Below are 20,064 nucleotides of genomic sequence, written 5' to 3' on the forward strand. Positions count from 1 at the left end.
GAATCGTGTGCACTTCGCACCGTTCACGGCAACCTGTGTGCACTTCGTCCCGTTCTGAGCGCAAGAATCGGCACGAAGTCGACACATCTCGGCCCGGGCTTTCCCACCGCCGGTGTCAGCGCATTTCGGCCCGAGTCCGGCCCTGACTGTCCGAATCAGCCACGGTCACGGCCCGCCCGCAGCCGTCCGAGCAGGCCCTGGGCGCGGCAGCGTCAGTCCACGGTCTGATCGAAGACGTGGCGGCGCACCCACGAGTGCATCGTGATCGCGGCCGCGGCCGCGGCATTCATCGACCGCGTCGACCCGAACTGGGCGATCGAGAGCACGGCGGTGCTCGCCCGGTGCGCCGCTTCGCTCAGCCCCGGACCCTCCTGCCCGAACAGCAGCAGGCATCTCCGCGGCAGGTCGAAGGTCTCCAGCGGCACCGAGTCGGGGAAGTTGTCGACGCCGATGAGCGGCACCTCGTTGTCCGCGCACCAGTGGAGCAGGTCGTCGACGTCGGGATGGTGGATGATGTGCTGGTACTTGTCGGTGACCATCGCTCCGCGCCGGTTCCAGCGGCGCCTGCCGACGATGTGCACGGCGGCGGCGTTGAAGGCGTTCGCCGTGCGCACCACCGAGCCGATGTTGAGGTCGTGCTGCCAGTTCTCCACACCGACGTGGAAGTCGTGCCGAGTCGCGTCGAGATCCGCGACGATCGCGTCGTGGCTCCAGTACCGATAGCGATCGACGACGTTGCGCCGATCCCCGTCGCGCAGCAGAACGGGATCGAAATGCTCACCCGACGGCTGGGGGCCGGTCCACGGACCGACCCCCACCTGTTCGTTCGACTCCGTCACCTGCGGCTGTCGTCTCCGGAGTCCGCCGTCGCCGACGTGGCTCCCTTCGCGGACGTCGCGCCCTTCGCCGAGGCGGTCGAGCCCTTCGCGGACGTCGCGCCCTTCGCCGAGGCGGTCGACTCCTCGGCGTCTCCTGCGGCCGTGGAGGACGTCGCGGAAGCGGAGTCCGCATCCTCGTCCGGCTCGGACTCCGCCGCTGCGGCCGTGCCGTCCGAGTCGCCGCTCGGGTCCGCTTCGTCGTCCGAATCCGCATCCTCGTCCGACTCGGACTTCGCACGGTCCGCCGACGCCGACTTCGCGCCGACGGCGGCGCCGGCCTTCTGCGCCCGCTTGGTCATCTTCACGGTCTTCCCGCCGCGGCCGCCGCCGGTGAGCACCGAGCGGACGTAGGCCGACCCGGCCAGGGAGTGGATGATCAGCGCCACGACCAGGGAGATGCCCGCCGCGACGAGTCCCTCCCACCACTCGGTGCCGCCGGCGAAGTACCGGCCGGCGATCCCGATCGGGGAGGAGAACGGTGTCCAGGAGAGCACCTTGGCCGCGGTGCCGGCGGTCCCGACGAACATCGGCACGAGCAGGCCCGCGACGGTGAGCACTCCGACGACCCACAGGAAGACCTTCCGCGCTGCACTCGACGTCAGGGTCGAGGCCCACACGAGGAGTCCGAACACGATCCACGCGGTGAACAGCAGCGTCAGCGCGAACCAGCCCAGTCCCGGCAGCATCGAGAACGCGAGCGCCGTCCGGCCCGAGATCGACAGCCCGAGCTCGACGACGACCGCCGCGACGAGGAGGTGGATGACGACGAGGGTGAGCAGTCCGGTGATCCGACCCGACGCCGAGGCGCGCGGCGGGATCGTCGCCGCGATGATCTCGGTGATCCGGTTGCGCTTCTCCAGCCGGAGGTTGGAGTACATCGCCGATCCGAGGGTGACGATGACAAGCAGGGAGAAGACGACCATGCCCCAGAGCAGGGGGGTCGCGACGGGCTCCTCGACGGCCGGCGGCTGGAGGAGGGTGGCCTCGGTCGCCGGCGCGAGCTTCTCGAGCAGCGCTTCGGGCTGCCTGTCGTAGGCGATGATCGTCGGCTGCGCCTGACCGGTGGGGTCCTGGATGAACGCGGCGTCGACCTTGCCCTCACGGACGAGCGCCTCGGCGGCCTGCGGGTCGTCGACGTCGGTGATGTCCACGCCCAGCTGCTGCTCGTACATCGCGGCCTGCTCGCCGACGCCGACCATCGCCAGGCTCGGCGTGCCCGAGCTCGTCCGGGCCTCGCTGACGATGCCGCTGATGATCGCGGCGAGGATCCCGAGCACGATCACGGCACCGGTGACGAGGAAGTACGGGCTGCGCATCAGCGTCGAGCTCTCCCGGTTCGACACCAGCCACGCCGCCTGCCTGCGGTTGACGTCGACGAACTCGGAGACCAGGCCGGTCTCGGGCAGCTCGTCCGCGTCGGGGGTGTCCTCCTGCAGCTCGAACGGAACCGGGTCAGCGCCCAGGTCCAGGGGTGCGGGGGATTCCTCGTCGCGGCCTTCGTCCTTAGCTGCCATCACACAACCTCCTTGTACTGCTCGGCCAACGTCGGACGAACACGGCCGAAACTCGTCACTCCACTCAGCCGGGACACGGTCAGCACCGCCGCCGTCGCATCCTCGGCGCGGAAGCTGATCACGGTGCCGTCGGCGTCGACGACCTCCACGTCACTGATGCCGGCGCTGTCGCGCAGCGAGTTCGCGGCGGCCTCCGCCTCGGCGAGTTCGATGCGGTACTTCGACTCGCCGAGCAGCTCGTCGACGCCGCCCTTGGCGGTGACCCGCCCCTGGCTGAGGACGACGACGTCGTCGGCGTACTTCTGCGCCGACTCCCAGTCGTCGGTGGCGAGGATGACCGGCACGCCGGACGCGGCGTGGGCCGCGAGGAGCTCCATGACCAGCTCTGTCGACCGGATGTCGAGGCCGGCGAACGCGTCGTCGATGACGACGACGTCGGGATCGGCGGCGAGGGTCGCGGCGATGTCGACGCGGGCGATCTCGGTTCCGCTGAGGTTCTTCAGCGGGGCATAGCCGCGGTCGGCGAGCTCGAGCCGGGAGAGCAGGGTGAGCGCATTGCGCTCGGCGGCCCCCAGGGTGATCCCGTGCAGCCGGGCGAGATAGACGATCTGGTCGATGACGCGCATGTTCGGGTACCCCCCGCGTTCACCGGGAAGGTAGCCGAAGTTCTGGCGGTCGCCGAACTCGAGTTCGTGCCCCTCGAGCTTCACGGTCCCCTCGTCCGGGGCGATGAGGCCCATGATGACCCGCACCAGTTCGGTCCGCCCTGCCGATCGGGTCCCGACGACGGCGGTGATCCGACCTGCCTTCGCGGTGAAGCTCACCTCGTCCAGATACGTCCGCTTCCCCTGTCGCAGGGAGATCTCTTTCAATGTGAGCACGTGTCTTCCTTCTTCCAGGCAGGCGAATGTGTGGGAGGGCCCCATCTATCGTGTGGAATGGACTCCGATGTTTCAAACCAGGACGAGGGTTTCGGTCGAATTGTCAGTCGAGTCCCAGCTGGTGGCCCGACCGCTGACGCAGGTCCTCGGACGGGCCCGGCGACCGAATCAGTCGAGTCCGAGATCGCTCGTCGTCAGGGCGGTGAGGTAGCGGAGTCCGGCCGCTTCGACCTTCTCCCGGGCGCCCGTGTTGCGGTCCATGACGACGGCCACGGCCACCACCTCGGCGCCGGCTTCACGCAGAGCCTCGACCGCGGTGAGCACGGATCCCCCGGTCGTCGAGGTGTCCTCGACCGCGACGACCCGTCTGCCCTTGACGTCAGGGCCTTCGACCCGGCGCGACATTCCGTGCTTCTTCGCCTCCTTGCGGACGACGAAGGAGTCGACGGGGGTGCCGCGGACCACGGAGCGGTGCATCACGGCGGTGCCCACGGGATCGGCTCCCATGGTCAGCCCGCCCACGGCGTCGACCGAACCGAGCAGGCCCTCGGCCTCGAGGAGGTCGAGCACCACGTCACCGATGAGAGGAGCGGACCGGTGGTCGAGAGTGACTCGGCGCAGGTCGAGGTAGTAGTCGGCTTCGCGCCCGGAGGAGAGGGTCACTCTGCCCCGGACCACGGCGAGTTCGTCGATGAGGTCGAGCAGCTGCTGAGCGGTGTCTGTCATGGTGCCAGTCTAAATGGACCCCGAGGTGCTCGTGACCGTGCTCGGCTTCGTGCTGGTGCGGCTGACGATCCGCAGGTCGACCGCCACGGGTCCGCGGACGCCCGACTCCTCGGCGCTCGCTCCGTCGGCGGCGGGCGGCGCTCCGGCGGACATGACGGCTGCGACGACCTCGACGATCTCGTCGACGACGTCGGACACGCGCCGGCTGTCGTCGAGGTGGGCGTCGATGCGCACCCTCGGCCCGTGTTCGTCCTCGATGACGTCGACGCCCAGGGCCTCACCGCCCTCCCTGCGCAGAACCTTCGCCGCGGCCGAGGCGACGAGCGAGCGCAGTCCCGGCGCGAGCTCCCTGACCCCGGGGACGGTGACGACGGCCGCGGCCAGTCGCCGCGGTGCGTCGATCTCCGCGAACCGCCTGCCCTCCTGCTCTCCTGTCATGTCAGCACCTCCCTGTCACCGATCCGCGCAGTCGTGGGCCGCTCAGTCACGGTAGACATCCTCGACCTCGATGTCGATGCGAGTGGACGGCACGCCGAGCTCCTCGGCGAGAGCGCCGGCGACGGACCTGCGCACCTCATCCGCCGCCCGGGGGAAGTCGACACCCGCGCGCATCGCCACGGTCAGCCGGACCTCGGCCCCGGAACCCTCCGGGTCGCCCGCGGCGGCGATGGCGACGCTTCGAGCCCGGATCCCGTCGACGGCGTCGACGGCTCCGCGGACGATCCCGCGCACCGTGGCCGTCGAGATCCCGAACCGGTTGCCCCTGCCCGTCTGCAGCTGCGTCGACGGACCACGGTAGAGGTCCTCCCTGACGAGCTTGAGGATCCGCTCGTGCAGACCGACGGCATCTTCCGGACGGGGCTCGAGCTCCCTCATGTAATCGCCGATGACACCCGTGAGCTCCGCCTCGAGCTTCCGCTGGGACGCGATCTCGTCGGGGCCCGGCTCGGGCGCGACGTCATCATGATCGCTCATGTCCATCCCTCCATCCCCGTGATGATGGCCGTTCGAGCCCGGTGGATCCGTCCGCGCACGCTGCCCTCACTGATGCCGAGGGTCTCGGCCACCTCCGCGTAGCTCAGACCCTCCATCTGATGAAGCACCCACGTCACCCGCTGCTCGGAGGACAGGCCTTCGAGGACCTGCGAGAAGTGCGCGAGCGCCCTCCGCGCTTCGACGGACTTCTCGACTGAGACGGACCCGTCAGCATGCACGCTGAGATCCTCGGGGTCATGGGCGTCGGCCGGTCGTGCGGCCCTGCGCCGGAGCAGATCCATGCAGCGGTTCGATGCGAGTCGGTAGATCCAGGTCCCGAATGCCGCCGGCTCGGACAGCGAGCCCAGCGATCTCCAGGCCTGGACGAGCGCATCCTGGACCACGTCCTCCGCGTCCTGCCGATCGCCGAGGGTGCGCAGGCAGAAGCGCAGCAGCTTCATCTCATACCGGCGGACCAGGGATTCGAAGGCGTCGATGTCGCCCTCACGGGCACGCACGACGAGAGTGACGATGTCCCATCGCTCCTCCTGATCCGCCATGAGGCCATCGTAGGCGACCGAACCGGGAAGTGGCCGATCGAAATTCTTCTCCGCTCGAGCGTGAGGATCGCGGGCCACCGACGTCTGTACAGATGTCAGCACCCCTCGAGAAGAAGGAAAGGCAATGCCAGAAACGCATTCATCCCCCGCCGCCCCGCAGTCCTCGACCGTCAGCAGTCCGCTGGTCACCGAGAAGGGCAGCACGACGATCGCGGACAACGTCGTCGCCAAGCTCGCCGGCATCGCCGCCCGGGAGGTTCCGGGAGTCCACGGTCTGGGCACCGCGGCCAGGCGGGCATTCGACACCATCACCGAGCGGATTCCCGGCTCGCAGACCAATGTCTCCGGCGGAGTCTCGGTGGAGAAGGGCGAGAAGGAGACCGCGATCGACCTGACGATCGTCGTCGAGTTCGGGACCTCGGTCGTCGAGGTGGCCGAGGCCATTCGCAGGAACGTCATCCGCTCCGTCGAGCAGGGAACCGGACTCACCGTCGTCGAGGTCAACATCGACGTCACTGACGTCCACCTCCCGGAGGACGACGAGCGCCCCGACGAGGGTTCCGCTCTCTCCTGAACCGCACCGCCCGCACCTGCCCGCCGGCCTGCTCGGCGGGCAGGTGCCCGATCCCTAGGACAGTCATGTCGAAAGCACTCATCGGTTTGCTCGTCGGTCTCCTGCTCGGCCTCGTCGCCTGCTTCGGAGGCTTCCTCGCATTCCTCGTCGTCGGATTCTGCGGCGCGCTCGGGCTCATCCTCGGTCTCGTCCTCGACGGGCGCCTCGATCCGGCCGCACTGCCCCTGCGCCCTGCGAGTCGGAGGTGACGGACATGGACGGCAGCCGCGGCACCACCACGGTCGCAGACCGCGTCATCGAGAAGACCGCCTCCCAGGTCCTCCGGCTCCGGCCGGAAGTCGAGCGACCCGCCTCCCGTATGGCCGCGTTCGGCGCCCGCGGCTCCCTTCCCGCGGTGTCGGCGCAGCTGTCAGGACGCAGCTGCACTCTGGCGGTCCGCGTCGGTCTGCGCTACCCCTGCCCGATCGCCGCCTCCGCGGATGCGCTGCGGCGGAGACTCATGGCCGAGGTCGAGGACCTCACGGGGGTCCGCGTCCGGCAGGTCGACGTCGACGTCGTGTCCCTGAGCCCGCAGGCCGAGGCAATTGGAGAGAGGAGACCGCTGTGAGCCGCACCCGCCTGCGGATGAGATCGGCGCGTATCGCTCCCGCCGTCGCCACTGCCCTCGTCCTCCTCGGGCTCGGGTTCGCCCTCGGCTGGTGCGGTGTCTCCGCCCTGCGAGCGCAGGGCTCACCGGCGGCCCCGCTGAGCGCCACCCTCACCGGACTCGACGCCCTCGCCGCCCTGCGCTGGGAGGACCAGCCCGTTCGGATCGCCGGGGCGGCCCTCGCCGCTCTCGGCATCATCCTGGTCCTGGCAGGCATCTGGCCGGGCCGCCGGCGGATCGCACGGCTGCGGGCCGAGGACCGTGCCCACGTCGGCCGACTCGAGGTGGGGATGACGACCGCGGGGATCTCCGGAATCGCCTCCGCCGCCGCCCGCACGGTCGACGGGGTGGCGACGGCTCGCGCCCGGTCCCGAGCGACGTCGACCCGTGTCGTCGTCGGCACTCCCGTCCGGCAGTCGGCTGCGATCCGCCGTGCAGTCGAGGACTCCGTTCTCGCCCGCATCTCCGGGATCGACTTCGCACGCCCGGTGACCACCAGGGTCGGCACACCGAGGAGGACGTCATGAGACGATGGCCCGCCCGAACCAACCGCCTCGCCCTCACCGGCCTCGGGGTCGTGCTCCTGCTCATCGGCGCGTTCGCGTCGGCCATCGGACTCGGCCTGATGAGGCCTGCCGGACTGAGTCCGAACAGCGACCTCGGCACCCTCGCCGTCGGGGCCGAGCGGCCCTACTCGGCGTTGATCGCCGTGGCCACGGCCCTGGTCCTCGCGGTCGTCTGCCTCTCCTGGCTGATCCGCCAGATCCCCCGCAGGGACTCGGCACGGCAGCTGCGCACCCGTACGGGAACCGGCGTCACCGCGGTCAGCGCGGAGGCCCTCGCGGATGCGGTCGCAGCGGACGTCGAGCTCTCCGCGGACGTCATCGATGCCGACGCCGTGCTGCGCGGCACGACCGAGGCACCCGAGCTCGTCGTCCGCGTCTCCGTCGACGAATCGGCGGACATCGGCGCAGTCGTCGACGATGTGACCGGACGCGCGGCGCGCAACTGCAGCACCGCACTCGGAGGGCCGCTCACGACCGTCGTCATCGAGATCGACACGACCGCCAGGCCGCGGCGGCAACGCAGCGTCGTCCTCGCCCCCGGTGCCCGTGGATGACAAAGACCCCGGGGCGCGTGATCGCGTCATCCCGGGGTCTTCGCAGCACTCCCCTCGAGTACCCGGACGCATCCCCATACGTCCGTTTTCGCCCACCCGATCCCCACCGGGTGGACATGACAATTCCAACACACGCCGCGCGGTCTTGTAAAGAATGAAATCGTCGACTTTTCGGGACCCCCGACAGGGGCCTACCGCGCTCAGAACCGCGTTTCACCAGGTGACAGGCCCCTACTGAGTAGTACAAGCCTCAACTTGTTTCTCGAAAGTCGTCGCGAACCGTCTCAGGATTCCTCTCGAACGAGAATCTCCGCGATCCCCATCGCACCAGGCCGCGCGGCATGACGTGGCTCAGACACGCCGCGACCCGGTACTGCCGGCCCGGGATCGACACCGTCCGACCCCGGCGGGCATCGGCGAGGGACGTCGTCACGACCTGCCCGACGTCCAGCCAGATCCAGTCCGGACCGGGCCGCTCGACGCCGAGTCGGGCGTGGAACTCGGTGCGGATGAATCCGGGAAGCACGGCCGTGACCGTGACGGGCGTGTCCCGCAGTTCGTCCGCGAGCGCCTCGGTGAAGACGAGTGCCGCCGCCTTCGACGCGGCGTACTGGCCCATCGTCGTCAGCGCCGCGAGCGAGGAGACGGTGAGGATCCCGCCGCGGCCGCGGCGGCGCATCTCCTGCGCCGCGGCCAGGGACAGCACCCGCACCGCGCCGCTGAGGACCCGGTCGAGCCGCTCGACCTCCTCGGGCGCGGAGTCGAGGAGGCCGTGGCGCAGTCCGTGGCCCGCGTTGTTGATGAGCACGTCGACACGGCTGTCCGCGATGACGGACCTGACCGCCTGGATGCCGTCGTCGGTGGAGAGATCGGCGGGGACCGCCTCGGCGCGGATCCCGAACTCGGACTCGAGGTCATGGGAGAGCCCGGTCAGGCGGGTCCTGTCGCGGCCGACGAGGACGAGATCGTAGGAGTCGGCGGCGAGCCTGCGGGCGTATCCGCGGCCGAGCCCGGCGCTCGCGCCGGTGACGAGGGCTCGCGGCCGGGACGATCCCCCGGCGCTCACTGCTTCGTTCCCTCGCCCGTGCGCACCGTCAGCGACTGCGCCGCGGTCCCGATCGGGCCGGCTTCGTCACTGAGCACCGAGGCGGTCTCTCCCAGTCCCGTGGGCCCGAACGCCACTCGCGTCTCGAATCCGACCCAGCCGGGTCGCGGCTGCCGGGTGAGGTGGATCGTGAGGTCGATGTTGGGGAAGAAGGTCGTTCGCGGGTCCTCGCGCACGGCCATGCCGTTGGCGACGTCGACGTGCTTGACGAACTCCGCTGTCGGCGGGTCGGGCTCTCCGGCGACGAGCGGGAAGGGGGCGCGGATCCAGGACCGGGCATGACCGGGGCGGGAGTGCTCGTCCTGCCGGGCCTCGAGGGAGGCGATGAAGCCCCCGCCCCACCGCTCCTGGAAGGACACCTCGCGCATGTCCTCGGGGGCGGGAAGTCCGGCCCATTCGTGTCCTTCGATCGGCCCGGTGGCCCCGGACTGCAGGCGCCACACCCGCGCATGGACGCTGGTGCGGTCCCCGTGGCGCATCCGGGCCTCGACGAGCTCGATGGTCCGTCCCGGCCGGGTCACCTCGACGTCGACGGTGAACTCCCCCGAGTGGATGACGCCGAGGATGTCGAACGCGACCCGGGAGACGACCTTGTCCGTGGGCAGCCGACGTTCGACCTCGGCGAGGACCAGCCCCGAGGCCGGGGCCATGTGCTGCTCACCCGGCTGCCATGCGCCCTGGGAGTGGAGGGTCGAGTGCAGACGGTCCCCTCCGGTCCGGACGTAGTAGGAGTCGGGGCAGTCGGACCCGTCGTGGCCGAGGTGCTGGTTGAGAGCTGCTGGCATGCCTCCAGAGTATCGACCCGGCCGATCGGCACTCCAGGCGGGCATGACGGCGCCGCTGCGACCCGGGGAGTCGGGTCACCGCGGTCCGAGGCGTCGAACGCCGCTGCGGCCCGGCCCGTCGGGCACCGCTGCATTCAGGTGCGTCGGGCCGCTTTGGTCCGGTGCGTCGAGCGCATAGGCTGGGAGGGTGAGAATCGCTAGCTGGAATGTGAACTCGATCCGCGCCCGGAAAGACAGAATCGGTGCTTGGCTGGATCGCTCAGACGTCGACGTCCTGGCCATCCAGGAGCTCAAGTGCAAGGATGCGCAGTTCCCGAAGGAGATCTTCGACGAGCGCGGCTACGAGGTGAGCTTCCACGGCCTCAACCAGTGGAACGGCGTCGCGATCGCCTCGCGGGTCGGCCTCGAGGATCCCGAGCTCGGGTTCGCCGAGGTGCCGGCGTTCGGCGACGATCCCGTCGTCGAGGCGCGCGCGATCTCGGCCACGTGCGGCGGGGTGCGCGTCTACTCGCTCTACGTCCCCAACGGCCGCGAGGTCGATCACCCGCACTACCACTACAAGCTCGACTGGTTCCGGGCCCTGGCCGCCGACGTCGACGCCGCGCTCAAGGACGACCCGGACAAGCTGCTCGTCCTGTGCGGGGACTTCAACGTCGCCCCGCGGGACGAGGACGTGTGGGACATGGAGGCGTTCGCCGGGGCGACCCATGTCTCCGAGCCCGAACGCCGGGCCTTCGCCGACCTGCTCTCGGTCGGACTCACCGAGGTCACCCGCCCGCTGGCTCCCGGGCCCGGCGTCTACACGTTCTGGGACTACCAGCAGCTGCGCTTCCCGAAGAAGCAGGGCATGCGCATCGACTTCCAGCTCGCCTCGGCGAAGCTCGCGGAGACGGCCGCCTCGGCGCTCATCGACCGCGAGGAGCGCAAGGGCAAGGGAGCCTCCGACCACGCCCCGGTGATCGTCGACTACGAGATCTGAGCGCCCGGCCCGTCGGGGACCTCGTGTCGTCGCCCGACCCCGGGCCGGGCGAGCGTCGTGCCGGGATGACCTCGGCTGACACGGAGCACATTTCGGGCTCAGGGCATGGACAACCACCCTCTCATCTGGTGAAGTGGAAGCCAGGAGCGAGGAAGGTGACAAGGATGTCCGCTACAGTCCGAGAACTCGTCGACGAGGCCTACGAGCGTCGCGGCTCCACGTGGAGAGCCGCCCTGGAGACGGTCAACGACTGGGTCGAAACCGCCTGCTCAGCGACTCCCGCCCTCTCCGCGGACCGGGTCCAGGTGACCGCCGGGAGGATCAAGAGCCCGCTGCGCACGGGCGAGAAGCTGCGCCGGAAGCTCGCCGACGCCAATGACATGATCCACCAGTCCGTCGAGGTGGAGAACCACGTCGTCGACGTCGTCGGCGCTCGCGTCGTGTGCAAGACCGAACGGGAGCAGTCGGCGCTGTGGGACCTGCTCCAGGACGGCGGCGACTCCCTCTCGATCGCCGAGGTGCGCGACTACTGCCTGCACCCCAAGCCCTCGGGCTACCGGGGCCGTCACCTCATCGTCGAGGTCCCCTTCGACGCCGAACCCTCGGTCCTCGTCGAGCTCCAGATCCGCACCGTGCTCCAGGACGCGTGGTCGGCCCTGTCCGAGGAGCAGCTGTTCAAGCCCGGTCAGGCGCTGAAGTCGGACGTCGAGCAGGAGCGCCTCGGCCTCGTCCTCTCCGGACTGCTCGCCCAGGCCGATGCCGTCGCCGGCTACATCGCCGATGACGTCCGCTCGGCCTACGAGGGCGAGCGCGCCTCCGACGCCCCGGACTCCCGACCGGCCGACGCCGGCGCGGCCGAACCCTCGATCGAGGTGACGATCCGCGAGCTCAAGCACTCCTATCTGCTGGCCGCCGACGATGTCGGCAGGCATGGGATCATCCGCCTCGAGAACCTCGGAGGCGGACTCGGCGCCGGCGCCGGGCATCCCTCCCCCGGCGACAGGCTGCTGGTGAGGATGGACGAGACGCCGACGACCAGGTACTTCATCCCCGTCCCGCAGGAGGGCTGAGCGCGGCAGGTCCCGCACCCGGCGCCTGTGGTCCGCGGCCGGCCGCGGACTCGGGCACGACCCCCGTGGCACACCGACTAGACTTGCGTCCCATGGGAAAGAAGTCGAAGCGCTCCAAGGAAGAACTCATCGCCAAGCGTCTGGCGCGCGCGGAGGCCACCGCCTTCGTCGCCCGCCCGTTCGAGGGGCTGCCGTTCGAGGCGGACCTCATCTGCCTGCGCGAGCTGGTGCCCGCCGCGACCGCCGAGGTGAGGCTCACGGAGGAGCACGGCGGCCATGAGGTGACCGTCACCTCGCTCCTGCCCGCCGCCTGGCAGGCCTGGCATCGGGAGGACGGGGCGATCCTCGCCGGCCTGCAGGTGCCCGTGTCGTCGACGGACCCCTCCCGCGACGTCGCCCACGGCATCCTCGCCGCCGTCGAGTCGGCCCCGGGAACGAGCATCGAGGCGACCACCGAGCCCGGACGCGGTCCCCGCCTCCAGGACATCCTCGATCTCGACCACCCCTTCTCCGTGCGCGTCCTCGAGAGCTTCGACTACTGGAACCTGCCCGAAGCCGAGACCGACCCCGACATCGCCGCCGCCCTCGAGCAGGCGAACGAGTCGATCTCCCCGACCGAGAAGATCGCCTCGGTCGACTCCGCGTACTGGACCGAGATGTCGGGCCGGACGTATGTGCGCTGGGCCCGCGGCGAGGGCGAGGACGCCGTCGTCACCGCCCTGGCCCGACTCGCCGCCGAGGGCGGCAACGACCTCGGCGGGCCGGGCACGTTCCTCGGGTACTTCCGCGCCCACGGGATCATCGTCCCCGTCTGGGAGCTCGAGTTCGGCACCCGCGCCGATGACGTCGAGGAGCCCATCGCCGAGTTCGGGCGCCGCGTCGACGCGGCGCTGACGACCTCGGAGCCGCTGAGCACGGAGGCCCGCCGGCTGCGGTCGGGCATCGTCTCGCGCCAGCTGACCATCCACTGACCCCGGGAGGACCCATGCCAGAGAAGTCGGACAGGTCCGTCCCGACACCCCCTCCGCCGTCCGTCGCCGCCATCATCCCGGCGATGGATGAGGCCGAGAGGATCGCGGCGACGGTGATGAGCGCCAAGGAGATTCCCGGGGTCGACATCGTCATGGTCGTCGACGACGGCTCCTCCGACGCCACCGGCACGCTCGCCCGCCGGGCCGGTGCCGAGGTGCTCACCCACCGGAAGAACAAGGGCAAGGCCGCCGCGATGATGACCGGCGCCTTCGCGATCAGGAACCGCGAGATCTCCGACGCCGTCCCCGGACAGCCGCCCGTGCACCGGGCGCTGCTGTTCATCGACGGCGACCTCGAGGACTCCGCCGTGAACACGGCGCCGCTGACCCGACCGGTCCTCGCGGGAGAGGCGGACATGACGATCGCGATCCTGCCCGCCCAGAAGCGCAAGGGCGGCGGGTTCGGATTCGTCGTCGGACTGGCGAAGAAGGGCATCGCCGAACTCTGCGGATTCGAGGCCACCCAGCCGCTGTCGGGCATGCGCTGCCTGAGCCGGCAGGCCTTCGACGCGGCCCTGCCCTTCGCCCCCGGATGGGGAGTGGAGACCGCGATGACGATCGACGTCGTCAACGCAGGACTGCGCGTCGTCGAGGTCGAATGCGACCTCCACCACCGCGTCACCGGCCGCAGCCTGAAGGCCCAGCTGCACCGGGCCGCGCAGTACCGCGACGTCGCCCGGGCGCTGCTCGTGAGGAGGCTGCGGGCGACGAGGCAGCGGGAGCCGAGGTGACGCGGCGCTTCGCGTACCTTGGACCCGAGGCGACCTTCACCGAGGCCGCCCTGCTCAAGTACCTCGACGACCGGGGGCAGCGCTCGACCGCCACGATCGTGCCGATGCGGGGAGCCGCCTCGGCGCTCGAATCCGTCCTCGACGGCGACTGCCACACCGCTGTCGTCCCGATCGAGAACTCGGTCGAGGGCGGAGTGCCCGCGACGATCGACGCCCTCACCGAGCACGGCCGGCTCCAGATCGTCGCCGAGGTGGTCGTCCCCGTCCGCTTCGTCCTCGCCGTCAAGCCCGGCACCGCCCCGGACTCCCTGATCTCGTTCGGCACCCATCCCCACGGTGAGGCACAGGTGCGCGGCTACATGTCCGAGCACTACCCCGACGCGATCTACATCCCCACCTCGTCGACGGCGGCGGCCGCCCGGGATCTCGCCAACGACGCGGGCGAGCACGTGGCCGCGGTCTGCCCCGCACTGGCCGCCGAACGCTACGGCCTCGACGTCGTCGCCGAGGACATCGGCGACAACCGCGAGGCGGTGACCCGCTTCGTCGTCGTCGAGCGGCCGGGACGCATCCCCGAGCCGACCGGAGCGGACAAGACGACGATCGTCGCGGCGCTGCGCTCGAACAGGTCGGGCGCCCTCCTCGAGCTGCTCGAGCAGTTCTCGACGCGGGGGGTGAACATGTCGCGCATCGAGTCCCGTCCCACCGGCGACGGCCTCGGCCTCTACCAGTTCTCCATCGACCTCCAGGGCCACATCCGGGAGGCCCGGATGGCGGAGGCGCTCCAGGGCGTCCACCGCATCGCGCGGAGGCTCGAGTTCCTCGGCAGCTATCCGGCCGCGGACGAGATCTCCGTCCTCGTCGATCCGACGACGACGGACGCCTCGTTCTCCGCGGCCGCGGACTGGCTGGAGTCGACGCTCCACGGAAGCTGAGGGGCGGGGAGAGCGCGCCCCGGCGCCGGCTCCGCACTGCCGCACCGCCAGTGGCAGGAACGGACTCGGCACGCACCTCGGCGCTGCCCCTCAGCTGAAGCGCGACGGGGTCAGGTGCTGCGCGGTGGAGATCCCCAGCACCCGGTGCTGCCGGGAGAGGTTGTAGGTGCGGTCGAACTGGAGGTATTCGACGAGGAAGAGCTCCGCGTAGTCGCCCCTGCGGAAGAACGACTTCGCCTTGAGCGCGAGCTTCGCGGCGAAGAGCGCCTTGTCCTTGGCGATCGCCTCGATGACGACGGGCGGGTAGCCCATCCGCGCGAAGTGCGTGGACACCGCGTCCTTGAGGCGGTAGGGCTTCGGGTCCCCGACGTTGAAGGGCCCGGAGGCCGACGGCACGTCGAGGCAGGCGAGCGCCGCGCGGACGAGATTGTCGATGTGGGTCAGCGTGAGCTTCTGCCGACCGCCGCCGGGCAGGCGCAGCGTCCCCTTCTTCGCCAGTGAGGACAGGTACGGCATGAGCATCGTCTCCCCCGGCCCGTAGACGGCGGCCGGGCGCAGGATCGCGGCGTCGGGGCGGATGCGGGCGACGAGCTTCTCCGCCAGGGCATGCGTCGTCGAGTAGGCGTCGGCGTAGTCGCCGGGATCCTTCGGGCCGGCCTCCTCCCACAGCTCGTTGTGGGGAGCCGAGGGTGGGTACACGGTCGTCGAGGAGATGTGGACGATCCGCGCGCGGTCGAACACGTCGAGGACATTCCTGGTCCCGGTCACCCGGACCTGGTAGAGCTCGTCGTAGCCCGGCCGCACGTCGGCGATGCCGGCGCAGTGGAAGACCGCGGTCGCCTTCGCCGCCAGGGACCGGACGGAGGCGGGTGCGGGTTCGGTGATGTCCCAGGTCTGGAAGTTCACCCCGGGGATCTGCGGGTCACGCCTGCCCAGTGCGTACACGCGCTCGTCCCGGGCGGCGAGGGCACGGGCGATGGCACTGCCGATGAAGCCGCTTGCTCCGGTCACGATGATCGCCACGTCGGCCCTCCATTCCTGCTCATGAACTGGGGTGGCAGCGACAGCGTCCGCGGGCTCCGGCGTCTGCGCAGCGGTGCTCGTCGGGTGCAGATGCGCCCTCTGCCTACTGCCACTGTAGCCCAAGACCCGGACGCGGGAAGTCGTCGGAAGTAGTGTTGTCCTCAAGAGTCGGCATGCGCGGGATCCGGGCGGCCGGCGAGGCGAAGGAGACGAGCGTGCTCACACTGCTGATGGTCATCGGATTCGGAGCCGCGACGAGCGTCGTGGTCGGCCTCGGACAGCGGCTGCGACTGCCGTGGCCTGCTCTCATGGTCCTCATCGGGATCGCCGGCGCCTTCATCCCCAGCTTCGCGGAGATCCGGATCGATCCCGAGCTGATCCTCCCCCTGTTCCTGCCGCCCCTGCTCTTCGCCGCCGCGCAGAAGACGTCCTGGGCCCTGTTCGCGATCCGCTGGCGCACGATCCTCGGCATGGCCGTCGCCCTCGTCGGCGTCACCGTCGCCGCAGCCGCCGGGACCGCGATGGCGCTGATCCCGGGGATCACCCTCGCCGCGGCGGTCGCGCTCGGGGCGATGCTCGCTCCCCCGGACCCCGTGGCCGTCGACGCCGTGGCGGGAACCGTGCCGCTGCCTCGGCGGATCCTGTCCACCCTCCAGAGCGAGGGGCTGTTCAACGACGCCGCATCCCTCGTCATCTTCCAGACGGCGATGGCCGCGGCCCTGGCCGGCAGCGAGGTGGACTTCGGTCAGCTCCTCGTCGCATTCGTGCTCTCGGCGCTCGTCGCGATCACGGTCGGCTTCGTCGTCGTGGCTCTCGTGTGGTTCGTCATGGCGAGGATCGACCACATCGTCGCCCGCTCCTCGCTCATGCTCGTGCTGCCCTTCGGCGTCTACCTCATCGCCGAGCACCTCCACGCCAGCGGGGTCATCGCCGTGGTCGTCGCCGCCCTCGAGATCCGCCGCCGCGACGTCGAGGACAATTCGGCCGACCGCGTCACCCAGGCCTCGACGTGGCAGGTCCTCGAGATGCTCATCACCGGGATCGCCTTCGGGCTCATCGGCCTCGAACTGCGGCAGGTCGTCGAGGCCGAGCGCAGCGGACTGGGCGCCTCGGTGCTCATCGGACTGGCCATCGCCGCCGTCGTCATCGCCGTGCGGCTCCTGTGGCTGGTCGTCGGAGCGGCGATCGTGCGCAGGCGCGGGGACGCGGACGCCGCGCCGCACAGCATGCGCGATGCGATCCTGATGACGTGGGGCGGGATGCGGGGGCTGGCGACGATCGCGCTGGCCCTGTCGATCCCGGCGACCACGGCCTCCGGGGCGCCGTTCCCCGGGCGCTCCGAGATCCTCGTCGCCGCCGCGGTCATCCTCCTCGTCACCCTGGTCCTGGCCGGGCTGACGTTCCCCGCGGTCGTCAGGGCCCTCGACATCGACGACGAGACCGAGGCCGAGGAGAAGGAGGTCGCGCAGATCGCGCTGCGCGCCTATCGGGCCGCCCTCAAGGAGCTGGGGGACGAGGACCTTCCCGAGGAGGTCGTCGACCCGATCCGCAGACGACTGCGCGTCCTCCACGCCCAGCTGGTCGGACTCACCGACGACGAGGCGAGCTCGGAGCTCGCGACGAGCCTGCGCACGCATCGGGATCAGATGAGACGGGTCCAGCGCAGGGTGCTGCAGACCGCCCGCGGCGAAGTCCTCCAGGCCCGCCGAGAACGCGGCACCGACCCCGAGGCCGCGGACAAGGTGCTGCGCCGATTCGACCTCCAGTCCGTGCTCCTGCGCTGAGCGGTCGGACATTCGCCCCCGCGATTCTCAAAGTTGAGTGGAATAGACTCAACTTCATCGATGTTGTTCCTGTCGAGTATGAGATTCCTACTGAATGGCTTTGAGAGGAGCTGCGCATGGACGCACAGATGACCACGAAATCACGGGAGGCGGTGCAGTCGGCGGTCAACGACGTCGTCGCCCGTCACCACAACCAGATCGAACCGGCACACCTCGTCTCCGCGCTGCTCGAGCAGCCGGACTCCCTCGCCTCGGCGCTGCTGACGAAGGTCGGCGCCGAACCGAGGGCCGTGCGGGACTCGATCCGCGCGGCGATCGCCGGCTATCCCACGGTCAGCGGCACGAGCGTCTCGCAGCCCGGCCTGTCGCGGGCCGCCCTGGAGATGATGAACGTCGCGCAGGAGGAGATGACGAGCCTCGGCGACCAGTTCGTCTCGACCGAGCACCTCCTCGTCGCCGCCGCCCAGGGCAAGGACGACGCGGGCGAGATCCTGCGGAGGGCCGGCGCGAACCGCGACGCCCTGCTCGCCGCCCTGCCCGAGCTGCGCGGCGGCAGGAAGGTCACCTCCGAGAACCCGGAGGACACGATGCAGTCGCTGGAGAAGTACGGAGTCGACCTCACCGCCTCGGCGCGGGAGGGCAAGCTCGATCCCGTCATCGGCCGGGACACGGAGATCCGGCGCGTCGTCCAGGTGCTCTCGCGCCGGACGAAGAACAATCCGGTCCTCATCGGCGAACCCGGAGTCGGCAAGACCGCCGTCGTCGAGGGGCTGGCTCAGCGCATCGTCGCCGGCGACGTCCCCGAGTCCCTGCGGAACAAGACGCTCATCAGCCTCGACCTGTCCGCGATGGTGGCGGGCGCGAAGTACCGCGGCGAGTTCGAGGAGCGGCTCAAGGCCGTGCTCGAGGAGATCCGGAACGCCGAGGGGCAGATCATCACGTTCATCGACGAGCTCCACACCGTCGTCGGCGCCGGGGCGAGCGGGGACTCGGCGATGGATGCCGGCAACATGCTCAAGCCGATGCTCGCCCGCGGTGAGCTCCGGCTCGTCGGCGCGACGACCCTCGACGAGTACCGGGAGAACATCGAGAAGGACCCGGCCCTGGAGCGCCGGTTCCAGCAGGTCTACGTCGGCGAGCCCAGCGTCGAGGACACGATCGCGATCCTCCGCGGCCTCAAGGAGCGCTACGAGGCCCACCACAAGGTGACGATCAACGACGGAGCGCTCGTCGCCGCGGCCTCCCTGTCGAACCGCTACATCACCGGACGGCAGCTGCCGGACAAGGCGATCGACCTCGTCGACGAGGCGGCCAGCCGCCTGCGGATGGAGATCGACTCCGCGCCGGTGGAGATCGATGAGCTCCGCCGCGCCGTCGACCGCCTGAAGATGGAGGACATGGCCCTGTCCAAGGAGACGGACACGGCGTCCCAGGAGCGTCTCGAGGCGCTGCGGGCCGACCTCGCCGACAAGGAGGAGGAGCTGCGCGCGCTCGAGGCGAAGTGGGAGTCCCAGCGCGCCGGCCTCAACCGGGTGGGCGAGCTGAAGAAGAAGCTCGACGAGCTGCGCAGCCAGGCCGAGATCGCCCAGCGCGACACCGACCTCGAGACCGCCTCCCGGCTGCTCTACGGTGAGATCCCCGCGGTGCAGAAGGAGATCGAGCTGGCGGAGGCGGAGGAGGCGGACGCGGAGTCCGAATCCGATCCCATGGTCAGCGACCATGTGTCGAGCAACGACATCGCCGAGGTGGTCTCCTCGTGGACGGGCATCCCCGCGGGCCGCCTCCTCCAGGGTGAGGTCGAGAAGCTCCTCGGCGCCGAGGACGTCCTCGGTCGGCGCCTGATCGGGCAGAAGAACGCGGTGCGTGCGGTCTCCGACGCGATCCGCCGCTCGCGGGCCGGCATCGCCGATCCCGACCGACCGACCGGCTCGTTCCTCTTCCTCGGACCCACCGGCGTCGGCAAGACGGAGCTGGCGAAGTCGCTTGCCGACTTCCTCTTCGACGATGAGAAGGCGCTCATCCGCATCGACATGAGCGAGTACGGGGAGAAGCACACGGTGTCCCGCCTCGTCGGCGCCCCTCCGGGTTACGTCGGCTACGACGAGGGCGGTCAGCTCACCGAGGCGGTGCGCCGGCGCCCGTACTCGGTCGTCCTGCTCGACGAGGTGGAGAAGGCGCATCCGAGCGTGTTCGACATCCTCCTCCAGGTCCTCGACGACGGTCGGCTCACGGACGGGCAGGGGCGCACGGTGGACTTCCGGAACACGATCCTCATCCTCACGTCGAACCTCGGTTCGCAGTTCCTCGTCGACAGGTCGCTGTCGACCGAGGAGCAGAGGGAGGCCGTCATGGGCGTCGTCCAGTCGACGTTCAAGCCGGAGTTCCTCAACCGCCTCGACGACATCGTGCTCTTCGACGCCCTGAGCACCGACGAGCTCTCGTCGATCGTCGACCTGCAGATCAGGCATCTGGCGGCGCGGCTGGCCGACCGCCGGATCACCCTCGCGGTCACCGACGCCGCGGAGGACTGGCTGGCCCTCGAGGGCTATGACCCCGCCTACGGCGCTCGGCCCCTGCGCCGGCTGGTCCAGCGGGAGATCGGCGACCGGCTCGCCCGCGCCCTGCTCGCCGGCGACGTCACCGACGGCGACACCGTCGTCATCGACCTCCCCGAGGACCCGAGCAGCGGAGGACTGGAGATCCGGCCGAAGCGCTGAGACCGCGGTGCTGCCCCAGGTCGGAGCACC

22 protein-coding genes are annotated in these 20,064 nt (G+C 70.2%); 12 read left to right on the forward strand and 10 right to left on the reverse strand.

What is annotated here, in order from left to right; all coding sequences use genetic code 11:
• Positions 1–212: 212 nt before the first annotated feature.
• From DFO65_RS02780 to DFO65_RS02810, 7 genes are all read right to left on the reverse strand, one after another.
• Positions 213–839, reverse strand: coding sequence for a TrmH family RNA methyltransferase (locus tag DFO65_RS02780; protein WP_113902913.1), 627 nt, complete (start codon positions 837–839; stop codon positions 213–215).
• Positions 836–2,392: an ABC transporter permease gene (locus DFO65_RS02785; protein ID WP_245940436.1), complete on the reverse strand. Its 1,557-nt coding sequence runs from the start codon at positions 2,390–2,392 to the stop codon at positions 836–838. The genes DFO65_RS02780 and DFO65_RS02785 overlap by 4 nt, the downstream gene beginning before the upstream one ends.
• Positions 2,392–3,273: an ABC transporter ATP-binding protein gene (locus tag DFO65_RS02790; protein ID WP_113902914.1), complete on the reverse strand. Its 882-nt coding sequence runs from the start codon at positions 3,271–3,273 to the stop codon at positions 2,392–2,394. Before DFO65_RS02790 ends, DFO65_RS02785 begins: the two co-directional genes overlap by 1 nt.
• Before the next feature lie 168 nt (positions 3,274–3,441).
• Entirely contained in the window at positions 3,442–3,999 is a 558-nt protein-coding gene (gene pyrE / locus DFO65_RS02795; protein ID WP_113902915.1) for an orotate phosphoribosyltransferase, read from the reverse strand.
• A gap of 9 nt (positions 4,000–4,008) precedes the next feature.
• Positions 4,009–4,437, reverse strand: coding sequence for a hypothetical protein (locus DFO65_RS02800; RefSeq protein WP_113902916.1), 429 nt, complete (start codon positions 4,435–4,437; stop codon positions 4,009–4,011).
• Positions 4,438–4,479: 42 nt separating this feature from the next.
• Entirely contained in the window at positions 4,480–4,974 is a 495-nt protein-coding gene (locus DFO65_RS02805) for an Asp23/Gls24 family envelope stress response protein (RefSeq protein ID WP_245940437.1), read from the reverse strand.
• The gene (locus DFO65_RS02810; RefSeq protein ID WP_113902918.1) at positions 4,971–5,534 is read right to left on the reverse strand and encodes an RNA polymerase sigma factor; all 564 of its coding nucleotides are present in this window, start codon (positions 5,532–5,534) and stop codon (positions 4,971–4,973) included. The genes DFO65_RS02805 and DFO65_RS02810 overlap by 4 nt, the downstream gene beginning before the upstream one ends.
• Positions 5,535–5,658: 124 nt before the next feature.
• On the opposite strand from DFO65_RS02810, the gene DFO65_RS02815 reads away from it, so the two are divergent.
• The 5 genes from DFO65_RS02815 to DFO65_RS02835 all read left to right on the forward strand — a co-directional run bounded on the left by DFO65_RS02815 (position 5,659) and on the right by DFO65_RS02835 (position 7,874).
• A complete protein-coding gene (locus DFO65_RS02815) occupies positions 5,659–6,108 on the forward strand; it encodes an Asp23/Gls24 family envelope stress response protein (protein ID WP_113902919.1) in 450 nt (149 codons plus the stop codon).
• A gap of 65 nt (positions 6,109–6,173) precedes the next feature.
• A complete protein-coding gene (locus DFO65_RS02820) occupies positions 6,174–6,356 on the forward strand; it encodes a hypothetical protein (protein WP_113902920.1) in 183 nt (60 codons plus the stop codon).
• 5 nt (positions 6,357–6,361) lie between these two features.
• Positions 6,362–6,715 (forward strand): Asp23/Gls24 family envelope stress response protein, encoded by a 354-nt coding sequence (locus DFO65_RS02825; protein WP_113902921.1) that lies wholly within the window; start codon positions 6,362–6,364, stop codon positions 6,713–6,715.
• Positions 6,712–7,281, forward strand: coding sequence for a DUF6286 domain-containing protein (locus DFO65_RS02830; RefSeq protein WP_113902922.1), 570 nt, complete (start codon positions 6,712–6,714; stop codon positions 7,279–7,281). Before DFO65_RS02825 ends, DFO65_RS02830 begins: the two co-directional genes overlap by 4 nt.
• Positions 7,278–7,874, forward strand: coding sequence for an alkaline shock response membrane anchor protein AmaP (locus DFO65_RS02835; protein ID WP_113902923.1), 597 nt, complete (start codon positions 7,278–7,280; stop codon positions 7,872–7,874). Before DFO65_RS02830 ends, DFO65_RS02835 begins: the two co-directional genes overlap by 4 nt.
• A gap of 250 nt (positions 7,875–8,124) precedes the next feature.
• On the opposite strand, the gene DFO65_RS02840 is transcribed toward DFO65_RS02835, so the two are convergent.
• Positions 8,125–8,940 (reverse strand): SDR family NAD(P)-dependent oxidoreductase, encoded by an 816-nt coding sequence (locus DFO65_RS02840; RefSeq protein ID WP_113902924.1) that lies wholly within the window; start codon positions 8,938–8,940, stop codon positions 8,125–8,127.
• Positions 8,937–9,764, reverse strand: a complete 828-nt coding sequence (locus DFO65_RS02845) for a thioesterase family protein (RefSeq protein ID WP_113902925.1) — start codon at positions 9,762–9,764, stop codon at positions 8,937–8,939. The genes DFO65_RS02840 and DFO65_RS02845 overlap by 4 nt, the downstream gene beginning before the upstream one ends.
• Before the next feature lie 187 nt (positions 9,765–9,951).
• Between DFO65_RS02845 and DFO65_RS02850 the strand changes: the two genes are divergently transcribed.
• From DFO65_RS02850 to pheA, 5 genes are all read left to right on the forward strand, one after another.
• On the forward strand, positions 9,952–10,743 hold the full coding sequence (locus DFO65_RS02850) for an exodeoxyribonuclease III (RefSeq protein ID WP_113902926.1): 792 nt from the start codon (positions 9,952–9,954) through the stop codon (positions 10,741–10,743).
• A 164-nt stretch (positions 10,744–10,907) separates the two neighbouring features.
• Positions 10,908–11,813, forward strand: a complete 906-nt coding sequence (locus DFO65_RS02855; RefSeq protein WP_113902927.1) for a GTP pyrophosphokinase — start codon at positions 10,908–10,910, stop codon at positions 11,811–11,813.
• A gap of 92 nt (positions 11,814–11,905) precedes the next feature.
• Positions 11,906–12,784: a DUF5926 family protein gene (locus DFO65_RS02860; RefSeq protein WP_113902928.1), complete on the forward strand. Its 879-nt coding sequence runs from the start codon at positions 11,906–11,908 to the stop codon at positions 12,782–12,784.
• Between the two features lie 14 nt (positions 12,785–12,798).
• On the forward strand, positions 12,799–13,575 hold the full coding sequence (locus DFO65_RS02865; RefSeq protein WP_113902929.1) for a glycosyltransferase: 777 nt from the start codon (positions 12,799–12,801) through the stop codon (positions 13,573–13,575).
• The gene (pheA, locus tag DFO65_RS02870; protein WP_113902930.1) at positions 13,572–14,510 is read left to right on the forward strand and encodes a prephenate dehydratase; all 939 of its coding nucleotides are present in this window, start codon (positions 13,572–13,574) and stop codon (positions 14,508–14,510) included. Before DFO65_RS02865 ends, pheA begins: the two co-directional genes overlap by 4 nt.
• A gap of 90 nt (positions 14,511–14,600) precedes the next feature.
• On the opposite strand, the gene DFO65_RS02875 is transcribed toward pheA, so the two are convergent.
• Positions 14,601–15,533, reverse strand: a complete 933-nt coding sequence (locus DFO65_RS02875) for an NAD-dependent epimerase/dehydratase family protein (protein WP_113902931.1) — start codon at positions 15,531–15,533, stop codon at positions 14,601–14,603.
• A gap of 215 nt (positions 15,534–15,748) precedes the next feature.
• Here DFO65_RS02875 and DFO65_RS02880 point away from each other — a divergent pair, with 215 nt between their 5' ends.
• Both DFO65_RS02880 and clpB read left to right on the forward strand, forming a co-directional pair.
• A complete protein-coding gene (locus tag DFO65_RS02880; protein WP_245940438.1) occupies positions 15,749–17,317 on the forward strand; it encodes a Na+/H+ antiporter in 1,569 nt (522 codons plus the stop codon).
• A 116-nt stretch (positions 17,318–17,433) separates the two neighbouring features.
• Complete coding sequence (clpB, locus tag DFO65_RS02885) at positions 17,434–20,034, forward strand: ATP-dependent chaperone ClpB (protein WP_113902933.1); 2,601 nt, start codon at positions 17,434–17,436, stop codon at positions 20,032–20,034.
• Positions 20,035–20,064: the final 30 nt, after the last annotated feature.

The sequence above is a fragment of the Brevibacterium sanguinis genome, assembly GCF_003315415.1.
In the GTDB taxonomy this organism is placed as follows: Bacteria; Actinomycetota; Actinomycetes; order Actinomycetales; family Brevibacteriaceae; genus Brevibacterium; species Brevibacterium celere_A.

Coding starts and splice junctions, on each gene's coding strand:
- DFO65_RS02785 (WP_245940436.1), bottom strand. CDS start 2,392: ATGGCAGCTAAGGACGAAGGCCGCGACGAGGAATCCCCCGCACCCCTG.
- pyrE (WP_113902915.1), bottom strand. CDS start 3,999: ATGACAGACACCGCTCAGCAGCTGCTCGACCTCATCGACGAACTCGCC.
- DFO65_RS02800 (WP_113902916.1), bottom strand. CDS start 4,437: ATGACAGGAGAGCAGGAGGGCAGGCGGTTCGCGGAGATCGACGCACCG.
- DFO65_RS02805 (WP_245940437.1), bottom strand. CDS start 4,974: ATGAGCGATCATGATGACGTCGCGCCCGAGCCGGGCCCCGACGAGATC.
- DFO65_RS02810 (WP_113902918.1), bottom strand. CDS start 5,534: ATGGCGGATCAGGAGGAGCGATGGGACATCGTCACTCTCGTCGTGCGT.
- DFO65_RS02815 (WP_113902919.1), top strand. CDS start 5,659: ATGCCAGAAACGCATTCATCCCCCGCCGCCCCGCAGTCCTCGACCGTC.
- DFO65_RS02820 (WP_113902920.1), top strand. CDS start 6,174: ATGTCGAAAGCACTCATCGGTTTGCTCGTCGGTCTCCTGCTCGGCCTC.
- DFO65_RS02825 (WP_113902921.1), top strand. CDS start 6,362: ATGGACGGCAGCCGCGGCACCACCACGGTCGCAGACCGCGTCATCGAG.
- DFO65_RS02835 (WP_113902923.1), top strand. CDS start 7,278: ATGAGACGATGGCCCGCCCGAACCAACCGCCTCGCCCTCACCGGCCTC.
- DFO65_RS02845 (WP_113902925.1), bottom strand. CDS start 9,764: ATGCCAGCAGCTCTCAACCAGCACCTCGGCCACGACGGGTCCGACTGC.
- DFO65_RS02855 (WP_113902927.1), top strand. CDS start 10,908: ATGTCCGCTACAGTCCGAGAACTCGTCGACGAGGCCTACGAGCGTCGC.
- DFO65_RS02860 (WP_113902928.1), top strand. CDS start 11,906: ATGGGAAAGAAGTCGAAGCGCTCCAAGGAAGAACTCATCGCCAAGCGT.
- DFO65_RS02865 (WP_113902929.1), top strand. CDS start 12,799: ATGCCAGAGAAGTCGGACAGGTCCGTCCCGACACCCCCTCCGCCGTCC.
- clpB (WP_113902933.1), top strand. CDS start 17,434: ATGGACGCACAGATGACCACGAAATCACGGGAGGCGGTGCAGTCGGCG.